Annotated in this window: 14 protein-coding genes; 9 read left to right on the top strand and 5 right to left on the bottom strand. The window is 61.1% G+C overall.

The window, feature by feature from the left end:
- Positions 1-294, top strand: coding sequence for a YciI family protein (locus tag JP75_RS15845; RefSeq protein WP_035084808.1), 294 nt, complete (start codon positions 1-3; stop codon positions 292-294).
- Between the two features lie 4 nt (positions 295-298).
- The gene (locus JP75_RS15840) at positions 299-733 is read left to right on the top strand and encodes an EVE domain-containing protein (protein ID WP_035084804.1); all 435 of its coding nucleotides are present in this window, start codon (positions 299-301) and stop codon (positions 731-733) included.
- Positions 734-850: 117 nt separating this feature from the next.
- On the opposite strand, the gene JP75_RS15835 is transcribed toward JP75_RS15840, so the two are convergent.
- Positions 851-1,150, bottom strand: coding sequence for a hypothetical protein (locus JP75_RS15835; protein WP_035084800.1), 300 nt, complete (start codon positions 1,148-1,150; stop codon positions 851-853).
- A gap of 119 nt (positions 1,151-1,269) precedes the next feature.
- On the opposite strand from JP75_RS15835, the gene rimM reads away from it, so the two are divergent.
- The 4 genes from rimM (at position 1,270) to JP75_RS15815 (ending at position 4,338) form a co-directional block, all read left to right on the top strand.
- Positions 1,270-1,806 carry a ribosome maturation factor RimM gene (gene rimM, locus JP75_RS15830; RefSeq protein ID WP_035084797.1) on the top strand — a complete coding sequence of 179 codons (537 nt, stop codon included), beginning with the start codon at positions 1,270-1,272 and terminating at the stop codon, positions 1,804-1,806.
- A gap of 9 nt (positions 1,807-1,815) precedes the next feature.
- Entirely contained in the window at positions 1,816-2,511 is a 696-nt protein-coding gene (gene trmD / locus JP75_RS15825; protein ID WP_035084794.1) for a tRNA (guanosine(37)-N1)-methyltransferase TrmD, read from the top strand.
- Between the two features lie 293 nt (positions 2,512-2,804).
- Complete coding sequence (gene rplS, locus JP75_RS15820) at positions 2,805-3,347, top strand: 50S ribosomal protein L19 (RefSeq protein ID WP_035084791.1); 543 nt, start codon at positions 2,805-2,807, stop codon at positions 3,345-3,347.
- Positions 3,348-3,525: 178 nt separating this feature from the next.
- Entirely contained in the window at positions 3,526-4,338 is an 813-nt protein-coding gene (locus tag JP75_RS15815; protein WP_035084788.1) for an exodeoxyribonuclease III, read from the top strand.
- 3 nt (positions 4,339-4,341) lie between these two features.
- On the opposite strand, the gene JP75_RS15810 is transcribed toward JP75_RS15815, so the two are convergent.
- From JP75_RS15810 to JP75_RS15795, 4 genes are all read right to left on the bottom strand, one after another.
- Positions 4,342-4,950 carry a DUF930 domain-containing protein gene (locus tag JP75_RS15810; protein WP_035084785.1) on the bottom strand — a complete coding sequence of 203 codons (609 nt, stop codon included), beginning with the start codon at positions 4,948-4,950 and terminating at the stop codon, positions 4,342-4,344.
- Between the two features lie 113 nt (positions 4,951-5,063).
- On the bottom strand, positions 5,064-5,516 hold the full coding sequence (locus JP75_RS15805) for a Crp/Fnr family transcriptional regulator (protein ID WP_035084783.1): 453 nt from the start codon (positions 5,514-5,516) through the stop codon (positions 5,064-5,066).
- Between the two features lie 113 nt (positions 5,517-5,629).
- A complete protein-coding gene (locus JP75_RS15800) occupies positions 5,630-6,313 on the bottom strand; it encodes a response regulator transcription factor (RefSeq protein WP_035084782.1) in 684 nt (227 codons plus the stop codon).
- Positions 6,314-6,441: 128 nt separating this feature from the next.
- Positions 6,442-7,125: a YggS family pyridoxal phosphate-dependent enzyme gene (locus JP75_RS15795; protein WP_035084780.1), complete on the bottom strand. Its 684-nt coding sequence runs from the start codon at positions 7,123-7,125 to the stop codon at positions 6,442-6,444.
- A 139-nt stretch (positions 7,126-7,264) separates the two neighbouring features.
- Here JP75_RS15795 and leuS point away from each other — a divergent pair, with 139 nt between their 5' ends.
- From leuS to holA, 3 genes are read left to right on the top strand one after another with little or no spacing between them, the layout of a single operon-like run.
- Entirely contained in the window at positions 7,265-9,877 is a 2,613-nt protein-coding gene (gene leuS / locus JP75_RS15790; RefSeq protein ID WP_035084778.1) for a leucine--tRNA ligase, read from the top strand.
- Positions 9,864-10,370 (top strand): LPS assembly lipoprotein LptE, encoded by a 507-nt coding sequence (lptE, locus tag JP75_RS15785; RefSeq protein ID WP_035084774.1) that lies wholly within the window; start codon positions 9,864-9,866, stop codon positions 10,368-10,370. The genes leuS and lptE overlap by 14 nt, the downstream gene beginning before the upstream one ends.
- On the top strand, positions 10,367-11,389 hold the full coding sequence (gene holA, locus JP75_RS15780; protein WP_035084771.1) for a DNA polymerase III subunit delta: 1,023 nt from the start codon (positions 10,367-10,369) through the stop codon (positions 11,387-11,389). Before lptE ends, holA begins: the two co-directional genes overlap by 4 nt.
- The last annotated feature ends 44 nt before the right edge of the window (positions 11,390-11,433 follow it).

Raw genomic sequence — 11,433 nt, 5'->3', positions numbered from 1 at the left:
ATGCTCTATGCCATGATCGCCAAGGACGCGCCCGGCGCCCTGCAGACCCGCCTCGATACTCGTCCGGTCCATCTCGAGCACCTGAAGTCGCTGGGCAATAAACTGGTTTTTGCCGGTGCCCTGCTCAATGCCGAAGAGCAGCCGGAAGGCTCCATCGTCGTCTTCGCAGCCGAAACTCTGGCGGAAGCCGAAGCCATGGCGGCCGCCGATCCCTTCGTGCCGGCCGGCGTCTTTGCCAGCTACGAGGTCAAGCGCTGGCGCATTGCCATCAACAACACCTCAGTGGAGTTCTGATCCCATGGCTTACTGGCTGATGAAATCCGAGCCGGACGTTTTTTCCTTCGACGATCTCGTCGCCAAGACCGGCCGCGGCGAAGTGGAAGAGTGGCATGGCGTTCGCAACTATACGGCGCGCAACAATATGAGGGTCATGGCCGTCGGCGACGAAGCCTTCTTCTACCACTCCAATATCGGCAAGGAGATCGTCGGCATCATGAAGGTGGTGGCATCAGCCCATCCCGATTCGACCGCCGAACTCAATGCCAAGGGCGAAGTGGTGTGGGAATGTGTCGACGTGCAGTCGGTAAAGCCGTTTCCGCGTCCGGTGACCCTTGCAGAGATCAAGGCCACGGAAGCGCTGGCTGAATTCGAGCTGGTGAAATATTCGCGCCTGTCGGTGTCGAAGGTCAGCGAAGCTGAGTGGAAGATGCTGTGCAAGATGGGTGGCTTATAAGCGTCCCGAAGGGCGGGCGCTGCGTCCCACCCTCCTCGTCACCACCGCAAGATGGATTGCCGGGACAAGCCCGGCAATGACGACAGATTGGGAAATGGATTCACGTGAAACGTTGGCTTAGTCCCGCGGCACGAAGGTAAACTCGGCCTCGTTCCCACCCGCTGGGTCATCGGTCACTTCAATGGCCAAATTACCCTTCTCCAGTGCCACGAACCACTCCTCCCAGCTTACCAACTGAAACCCGTCGATCCGGTCCGGCCCCTCATTGCCCTCGGCATTGAGTGCGTCCTGCCCGAACGTGAGCTGCAGCACCGTGCGGATGCCGGTGCCGTCGGGCACATCCATCAGGACGGGATTGCCACCGCGTGCCTCCACCCATTCACGAATAGCCCTGCGGTCGGTGAGAATTTGGGACATGACGCTCTCCTTGGAATCTCTTGCGAGAAGAAAGCGCCATGCGGCGCAAGGTTCCGCCGTTTGCGCTGGGGCACAAGCCTGCTAAGGGTGCAGCTCTCTTTCAGCCAATAGGGACGAAAATGGCAGCGCCAGAGAACCGCATTCTGATGGGCAAGATCGGCGCCGCCCATGGCATCAAGGGCGAAGTCCGCATCACCACTTTCACCGGCGATCCCGAAGCCATCGCCAGCTATGGCCCGCTCGACACCGACCGTCCCGGCCTCACCGTGACCATCGAGACGGCGCGCCTCAACAAGACCGTGCTCGTTGCCCGCCTCAAGGGTATTCGCGATCGCAATGCGGCAGAGCTTCTCAACGGCGTTTCCCTTTTCGTCGATCGCAGCCGCCTGCCCGACCCGGATGACGAGGACGATTTTTATCACGCCGACCTCATTGGTCTCGATGCCCGCCTCGATACCGGCGTCAGCATTGGCGAAGTTTCGGCCCTCCTCAACTACGGTGCCGGCGATCTCCTCGAAGTGCGCGACCCGCGCTCGGGCGATACCTTTCTTTACCCCTTTACCAAGGCCGTCGTGCCGACCATCCGCATTGCCGACGGCTTTTTGGTGATTGCCCCGCCGCTCGACGCCGAGCCGGGCGAGGAAGAGCCGGACTGAGCGGAATAAATGTTTTCGGCTGATATTATCACCCTCTTTCCCGATCTCTTTCCGGGGCCGCTCGGCGCCTCTGTCCTGGGCCGCGGCATGGCCGACGGGCTCTGGACCCTGCGCGCCACGCATTTGCGGGATTTTGCCACGGACAAGCACCGCACCGTCGACGACACCCCTTCGGGTGGTGGCGCCGGCATGGTGCTGAAGCCCGATATTCTCGCCAAGGCCATCGATGCCATTGCCCCCGCCGGCGATCCGCGCCCACGCATTCTCATGTCGCCTCGGGGAAAACCGCTGACCCAGGCCCGCGCCCATGAACTGGCGACCGGCCCCGGCGCCGTCATCGTCTGCGGCCGCTTCGAGGGTGTTGACCAGCGCGTCATCGATGCGCGAAATCTCGAAGAGATTTCCATAGGCGACTATGTACTTGCCGGCGGCGAGGTAGCGGCCATGGTGCTGCTTGAAGCCGTGGTTCGGCTGATCCCCGGTGTGCTCGGCGCTTTGGACAGCCGCGACGAGGAGAGTTTTGAAAACGGGCTGCTCGAATATCCGCACTATACGCGGCCCCAGACGTTTGAGGGCACGGATATTCCCGCCGTCCTGACCTCCGGCGACCACGCCAAAATCGCCAGATGGCGGCATGAGCAATCGCTGGCTCTGACCAGAGCAAGACGGCCGGATTTGCTGAAGGCAGATCTCCAAAGAAATTGATATCCCCCTCAGTCGTCATTGCCGGGCTAGTCCCGGCAATCCATCTCGCCTCCGCATGGACCACCGGGACAAGCCCGGTGGTGACGACGGATTTGAAGATTTGGCGTTCGACCTCTTTTAGGCGCCCAAAAGACCCAAAACGCTGGACTCTCCGCCTGTTTTACCCTATGAGCCGCCCATTCGTGCGTCCGGGATCGGACCCGGCGTGCGCCAAGACCAAAAAGACTACCCTCCGTTATCAAACAAGACCGGGTGACAAAGTCGCCCCACGATAAGATCAGAACGGATCGAAAATGAGCAGCATTATCGAACAGCTCAATGCCGAGCAGGTTGCCCTGCAGGCTGCCAAGCGCGAACTCCCTGAATTCACCCATGGCGATACCGTCAAGGTGTGGGTCAAGATTCGCGAAGGCGACAAGGAACGTCTCCAGGCCTATGAAGGCGTCGTGATTGCCCGCTCCGGCGGCGGCATCACCGAAAGCTTCACCGTGCGCAAGATTTCGTACGGCGAAGGTGTGGAACGCGTCTTCCCGCTTTACTCGCCCAATATCGCTTCGGTCGAAGTGATCAAGCGCGGTAAGGTCCGTCGCGCCAAGCTCTACTACCTGCGTGATCGTCGCGGTAAATCGGCTCGTATTTTCGAATCGACCAACGCTCGTACCCGCAAGATCGAAGCCGGCGAACGCGAAGCAGCCCAGGCCGCTCGCGAAGCCCGCGAAGCTGAAAAGATCGCCGCTGCCGAAGCCTTTGCCGCCGAACAGGCCGCCAAGGACGCGGAAGCTGCAGCCGCCGCTGCTGCCGCAGCATCGGCTGAAGGCGAAGCCAAGAGCGAATAAGCTTTTAGCTCAAGCTTGAACGATTAGAGCCCGGCCGCAAGGTCGGGCTTTTTTGTTGGCCACTGACACCTCCCGTCAGCAGTCCGCCCTGCCCTGCCATTTCCGGCTTTACCCCTGCCCCGGCTTGGTCCTAAAAGTGCCTCGGCCCAAAAGCCCTGCAAAAGTCCGGATCTCCCCCATGACCCTTTCCGTCGTCACCTGGAACATCAATTCGGTTCGCCTGCGCCTCGATATGGTGCTCGATTTTCTGCGCCAGTATCAGCCCGACGTCCTGATGCTGCAGGAGATCAAGTGCACCAATGACCAGTTCCCGCGCAATGCCTTCATCGAGAACGGCTATCCGCACATGGCGGTGCATGGGCAGAAGGGCTATCACGGCGTCGCTATCGTCTCGAAATTCCCGCTGACCGACGTATCGAGCCGGGTCTTCTGCGAAATCCCCGAATCGCGCCACGTCTCGGCGCTGGTCGATATCGGCCATGGCCCCTTCACGCTGCACAATTTCTATATTCCGGCCGGCGGCGATGAGCCCGACCCGGAGCTCAACCCAAAATTCAAGCACAAGCTGGGGTTCCTGTCCGAGCTGAAAACCTGGTTCAACGAGCCGGTGTTTCAGCGTGGCCATCTCATCGCCGGCGATTTCAACATTGCCCCGCACGAGAACGACGTCTGGAGCCACAAGCAACTCCTGAAGATCGTCAGCCACACGCCGGTCGAAACCGAAGCGCTCAATGGCCTGCTTACGGGCGGCCATGGCTGGGTCGATATCGTGCGCAAGCACGTGCCCTATGACCAGAAACTCTATTCCTGGTGGAGCTATCGCAGCGCCGACTGGAACGCCGCCGACAAGGGCCGGCGTCTCGACCACATCTGGTCCACCGCCGATGTCGCCGATCAGTCCATTGGCGCGGAAATCATCCGCCCCGCCCGCGGCTGGACCGACAAGCCATCGGACCACGTGCCGGTGATCGCGCGCTTCGCAAAACCATAGAAATCACTCGTCGGTGCCGTTGAGAAAGTGAGCTTCCCACTCGCTTTCCGGCACCAATTCGCCCAAAACATATTCGAAGGCGGCCACGCTGCGGATATCTGATGCCACCGCGCAGCGATAACGGATATGGCGCCATGTTCCGTGGCTGCGGAAGGCCCCGCCATCGGCAACGAGATCGAGCCCGGCCACATCGATCGAATCGAAGGCATAGCCAACCAGCGCATCGGGCGCCTCCCCCGGCTCCGTCTCGCGCAACTGCTCCAGCGCTTCGATATTGCAAAGCTGGATGACCTGCTCCTCGTTCGCGAGGAGCGGAAAGTTTTCCCGCACCTCGCTGTTTACAGGGTCATCAAGGATCGATGCCGCATAAAACTGCGTCGCCGCGGTCATGCCATCGCCCTGCTCCGGCGCGGATGGTGCCTCCCGGGGTTCCGGATTTTCGACCGGCGCGGCAAGCGGTTCGACCTCAAGACTTGGCGCTGAGAGCATCTTGGCCGCTGCCGTAGGCCTGGCCGGCGCCTCGGCTTCGGGGATGAGATCGACGATAATCGCGCCCGAGGGCGGGACGGGCAGCGGCTTGGGCACCGAAAGCCAGAAAATCGCTGCGAGCAACAGACCATGCGCCAGGAGCGATCCGGCGAACGAACCTTGTTTCCGCCAATGCAATTGAACCGCGCCCCGCATAGGTTGGGCGTGAACCGGCTTTGCGGCTGATTTTGGGAGTTTCAGCGGCTCTTCATCTTCCGCCGCAGCGGATCGAGCGCGCCGAGATAGCCGTTGAGCTCGCGTTCGATGCGCTGCGCCGCTTTCTGAGCCAGCTCAGGATATTGCCGAACCAGCTTCAAGAATGCCGTGCGCGGCACGAAGAGCAGTTCGCAATCGGTGACGGCGGTGATGGTCACGGGCCGTGGCTTGTCGAGAATCAGCGCCATGGTGGAAACGACGCTGCCCGGTTCCGACAGCGCATAGGGCTTTCCGGCCTCGACGCCCTCATTGCGCGCCTTGAGCGTGCCTTCGATCAGCACATAGGCGCCCTCGGGCACGGTTCCGGCCTTGTAGATGACTTCGTCGGCTTCGACATGGCGGCGATCGCTGGCAAAGCCCAGCATGCGCCGCTGCTCGTCGTCACATATCATGAAGAAATCGGCCCGCCCCAGAATGGCGGCCGCATCGTCCATTCTCATCAGCCACAGACCCGAATGCGCCCCGCCCGCCGAAAAGCTTCCGGCGGGTCAACGCATCTGTCTATAGGGCAGTTTTTCCACTTTATGAACACCCTTGACGGGCTTGCTCATGGAACGAGGCGATATCCCCCGTCTTCCGTCACCAGAAGCCGTGCATTGGAGGGGTCGCGCTCGATCTTTTGGCGCAGACGGTAGATATGCGTTTCGAGCGTATGGGTGGTCACGCGATTATTGTAGCCCCAGACTTCCTTGAGCAGCACATCGCGCGTGATCGTCTTCGGACCCTGGCGGTAAAGATACTTCAAAATGGAAGTTTCCTTGTCCGTCAGCCGCACTTTTATGCCGTCATTGCTCTCGAGGAGCTTTGCTGCCGGCTGAAAGCTGTATTGGCCGATGGTGAAAACGGCATCCTCGCTCTGGTCGTGCTGGCGCAGGGCCGCATTGATGCGGGCGAGCAGCACGGGGAAGCGGAAGGGTTTGGTGAGATAATCATTGGCCCCCGAATCGAGCCCCTTGATCTCGTCGGCCTCGGTGTCGTGCCCGGTCAGCATCAGCACCGGGCTCTTGAAACCTTCCTGGCGCATCAGTTTGACGGCGTCGCGGCCATCCATGTCGGGCAGGCCGACATCGAGAATGGTCAATTCGACATTGTTCTCGCGCAGGGCTTTCAGCGCATCATTGGCGGTGCCGGCTTCGACAATGTCGAATTCAGGCTGGCTCTTGAGCTGCTCGACCAGGGTTTCGCGAAGATCCGCATCGTCGTCTACAACAAGGATGCGTCGCTTATTCATTGCAGTCTCCGGACTTTTACATTCAGCGGACCAAGATCACATCATTGCGACCTGTTCTTGGCCCGCCAATCACATCGACGTTATTCGGCTCAAAGTAACGCCGGCACCCCGGAAAAAGTTGCAGCGCCTCAAATTTGATCGCGCCGGCCGAAGAGCGCGGAGCCGACGCGAACATGGTTCGCCCCCATGGCGATGGCCGTTTCGAAGTCGCCGCTCATGCCCATGGAGAGGTTTTCGACCCCTGACAGTTTCGCCAGCCCCGCCAATTGCGCGAAGTAAGGCCCGGCCGGCTGTGCATCGGGCGGAATGCACATCAGGCCCACAATATCGAGGCCATGCACCTCGCGGCAACGCGCCACGAACGCTACCGCCTCATCGACCGGAATGCCCGCCTTTTGCTCTTCGCCGCCAATATTGACCTGCACGAAACACGGCAGACGTTTTCCCGCGCGGCTCATTTCCTCGGCCAGAACACCGGCAAGCTTTTCGCGGTCGACCGTCTCGATGACATCGAACAGGGCCACGGCTTCGCGCGCCTTGTTGGTCTGGAGCGGCCCGATCAAATGCAGCTCGACATCGGGAAACGTCTCGCGCAGCCCCGGCCACTTCTCCTTGGCCTCCTGCACGCGATTCTCACCAAAAACACGCTGCCCCGCTTCGAGAAACGGCCGCACTTGGTCCGCGTCAAAAGTCTTCGATACCGCAATGAGTTCGACGCTTTCGGGCGGCGCGCCGAAGCGGCGACGCGCCTTTTCCATGCGAGTTTTGATGGTATCGAGCGCCGCGCGGGCGCTGTTGACGCGATCGGCCATGAGAAGGCCCCGTTTCTGTTGACCTTGAGGGGGATTTCTGGTGATGGTCCGGTAGCCAAAATCCCCCAAAAGCGCAAGCTGGCCCAGCCCTTTGAGGTCAAACGCGCGCTTCGGACAAAGAATTTTCAAGGACGAGCAAGTGAGCGGCGAACGCTACAATCCGCGTGAAAGCGAACCGAAATGGCAGAAAATCTGGGACGATGCGAAAAGCTTCGTCACCGCCAATGACGATCCGCGCGAGCCCTACTATGTCCTTGAAATGTTCCCCTATCCGTCGGGGCGCATCCATATGGGCCATGTGCGCAACTATTCCATGGGCGATGTCGTCGCGCGCTATTATCGCGCCCGCGGCCGCAATGTGCTCCACCCCATGGGCTGGGACGCTTTTGGCCTACCGGCCGAAAATGCCGCCATCGAACGCAAGACCCATCCCGGCACCTGGACCTATCAGAACATCGAGGCGATGAAGGCCCAGCTGAAATCGATGGGCCTTTCCATCGACTGGACGCGCGAATTCGCCACCTGCTCGCCCGAATATTACCAGCACCAGCAGGCGCTGTTCATCGACATGCTCGAAGCGGGCCTGATCACCCGCAAGAACTCCAAGGTCAACTGGGACCCGGTCGACATGACCGTGCTCGCCAACGAGCAGGTGATCGATGGCAAAGGCTGGCGCTCGGGCGCCGTCGTCGAACAGCGCGAGCTGACCCAGTGGTTCTTCAAGATTTCCGACTTTGCCGAAGACCTGCTCGAAGCGCTCGACACGCTGACCGAATGGCCGGAAAAAGTCCGCACCATGCAGCGCAACTGGATCGGCAAGTCCGAAGGCCTGCGCCTGCTCTTCGAACTGGAAAAGAGTGACAAGACCGATGCGTCAAGCATCGAGGTCTTCACCACCCGCCCGGACACCATCTTTGGTGCCTCCTTCGTCGGCCTCTCGCCCGACCATCCGCTGACAACTGCTTTGGCTGCTAACAATCCTGGCCTCGCGGAGTTCGTTGCCGAATGCCATCGCCATGGCACCGCCACGGAAACGCTGGAAAAGGCGGAAAAGCAGGGTTTTGATACGGGTCTGCGCGTCAAGCACCCGGTCATCGAAGGTCAGACGCTGCCGGTCTATGTCGCTAATTTCATCCTGATGGATTACGGCACCGGCGCCATTTTCGGCTGCCCGGCGCATGATCAGCGCGACCTTGACCTGGCCCGCAAGTATGGCCTCAGCGTCATTCCCGTCGTGCTGCCGCACGGCGCCGACCCGGCAACATTCGAAGTCGGCAATGAAGCCTATGTTGACGCCGGCAACATCTTCAATTCCGGTTTCCTCGACGGCCTCTCCATCGACGACGCGAAGAAAAAGATCGCCAAGCACTTTGGCGCCCGCACCGTCGACGGCAAGGTACAAGGCAAGGTCGAAGTAAACTATCGCCTCCGCGACTGGGGCATTTCCCGCCAGCGCTATTGGGGCTGCCCGATCCCGGTCATCCACTGCGAAGTGTGCGGCACCATTCCCGTGCCCAAGAAGGACCTCCCGGTCCGCCTGCCCGAGGACGTCACCTTCGACAAGCCGGGCAATGCCCTCGACCATCACCCGACCTGGAAGCACGTCCACTGCCCGCAATGCGGCGGTTCCGCCCGTCGTGAAACCGACACCATGGACACGTTTGTGGACTCGTCCTGGTATTTTGCTCGTTTCACGGCCCCGCAGGCCGACACCCCGACCATTCCCTCGATCGCCAATCGCTGGCTGCCGGTCGACCAGTATATCGGCGGCGTCGAGCACGCGATTCTGCACCTGCTCTACTCGCGCTTCTTCACCCGCGCCATGAAGGCGACCGGCCATGTCGACATCAGCGAGCCGTTCAAGGGCCTCTTCACCCAGGGCATGGTGACGCACGAGACCTACAAGTCTCAATCAGGCGAATGGGTGAACCCCACCGAGATCGTCATCGAGGCCACTGGCGACACCCGCACCGCCCGTGATCTCAAGACCGGCGCGCCGATCAGCATCGGCTCGGTCGAAAAGATGAGCAAATCCAAGAAGAACGTCGTGGACCCCGACGAGATCGTCGCCACCTATGGCGCCGATACCGCCCGCTGGTTCATGCTCTCGGATTCTCCGCCGGAACGCGACGTGCAGTGGACGGAGGCCGGCGTCGAAGGCGCCAGCCGCTTCCAGCAGCGCGTCTGGCGCTTGGTCAACGAATCGATCGAGATTGCCAAACAGTCTGCGGACACTGTTTCGACAAACGATGCTTCTGACGCCTTGGCCCTGCGCCGCATCATCCATCGCTCGGTTCACGGCATAGCCGGGGATATCGAAGGCCTGCGCTTCAACCGTGCCGTGGCACAGATCTATGAACTGACCAACGCCCTCACGAAGGCACTCGGCAGCAATCTGGGCCAAGCCCAGCGCGCCGCCATCGCCGAAGGCGTCGAAAAGCTTACGATTCTTTTGAGCCCAATGATGCCGCACCTCTCGGAAACCTGCTGGGAAGTGCTTGGAAAGACTGGTCTTGTTGCCGATGCGCGTTGGCCTGATGTCGATCCCGCTTTGCTCGTCGACGACGAAGTGACCCTGCCGATCCAGATCAACGGCAAGCGTCGCGCCGAAATCACCGTTGCCAAGGGCCTTGCGTCAGCCGAAGTGGAACAACGCGTCTTGTCACTCGACGAAGTTGTCCGCATCCTAGAGGGCAAAGCCCCGAAGAAAATCGTCGTGGTCCAGGACAGGATCGTCAATGTCGTTGTCTAGGCTCAAGCGCTTCGCCCTGATCGTCCCCCTTGCTCTGGCTTCGGCCGGGCTTGGGGCCTGTTCCTTCCAGCCGGTCTATTCTGGCGCGCTGGCAGAAAACCCGCAATTGCAGCTCGCCTATGCGGCGCCTAAGACGCGGCTGGAACAGATCGTCTATCAGGAACTGGCCTTCCGCCTCGGCAAGACCACCTCGCCCACGGCGCCGCTGGTCTCGGTTACCGTCTCCGCCGGCGACGCCGAGCCCTATCTCAGCGCCACAGCCAATCCCAACAAGCCCCGCGAAATGACCGTAACGGCCACGCTGACGATCACGCCGCGCGATGGCGTCGACAGCAAGCCGATCACCATTACCCGGGTCGCAAAAGCCCAGCACACGCGCAGCGGGCAGGTCCTGGCCGACGAACAGGGGATCATCGAGGCCCAGGAGCGCGCCGCCCGTTCCGTGGCTGAATCGCTGCGCCTGGCCGTTCTGGCGGCAACAGCCAAGGGATGACCGCACTCAAGGCCCATGAGGTCCAGCGCTTTCTGGCGCGGCCCGACCTCACCGAAGGCATCTTTTTGGCCTATGGCCCCGATGGCGGCCTCGTCCGCGAAACCGCGCAGCGCCTGATTCGCTATTTGAGCGGCGACGACCCCGCCTCCGCCGACGTTTTCGTCTTCGACGGCCCCGAAGTCGATGCTGAACCCGGCCGCCTGATCACCGAGGCCCGCAGCACCTCGCTTTTTGGCGGCAAGCGCATCATCCGCGTGCGCAATGCCAGCAAAAGCCTCGTCATGCCGCTCACCGAGCTCCGCGACGACCCCGGCGGCACCGCTATCGTGCTCGAAGCCGGCAATTTAGCGCCTCGCGACGCCTTGCGGGCCCTGGTAGAAGCCGCAAAACTCGGCCGCGCCCTGCCCTGCTACCCCGATACCGACGAAACGCTCACCAACCTGATGCGTGAAACCTTCAATCAGGCTGGTATCCGCACCGATTCCGACGTCATTCCCACGCTGCGCGAAATTTTGGGCAATGATCGCGAAATCACCCGGCGCGAGCTCGAAAAACTCGCCCTTTTTGCCGCCAGCACCAAATCCCTGACGCGCGAAGACGTTCTCACCCTCTGCGCCGACAACGGCGCCCTCGCCATCGACGCGATTCTCGACGCCACTGGCGGCGGCCACGCCGAAAAGCTGGAAATGGCGCTCAATCGCGCCCTCACTTCGTCCGTCAATCCGCAGCAATTGCTGGCCATGCTGACCAACCATTTTGCCAATCTTCGCCGGTGGCGCGTCGAGGTGGATTCCGGCAAGAGCCCACGCGCGGTGCTCGACAACGTAAAACCAAAGCCGCATTTTTCGCGCGCCGGCCAGCTCGAACAGCAGCTTCGTCTCTGGACCGATCCAGCTCTCGCCCAAGCCTCCGACCGGCTCCTGCAGGCCACCAGCGACAGCCGCCGCAAGCCCGCCTTGGCGACCGCGATTTTGCACCGCACCACTCTAGCCCTCTGCATGATGGCCGCAACGCATTGATCTTAAACGTGTTTCACGTGGATCATTGCTCGTAGAGACAAAAA

It is taken from the genome of Devosia riboflavina, from assembly GCF_000743575.1.
GTDB lineage: Bacteria > Pseudomonadota > Alphaproteobacteria > Rhizobiales > Devosiaceae > Devosia > Devosia riboflavina.
This window is presented reverse-complemented; position numbering and strand designations above follow the sequence as displayed.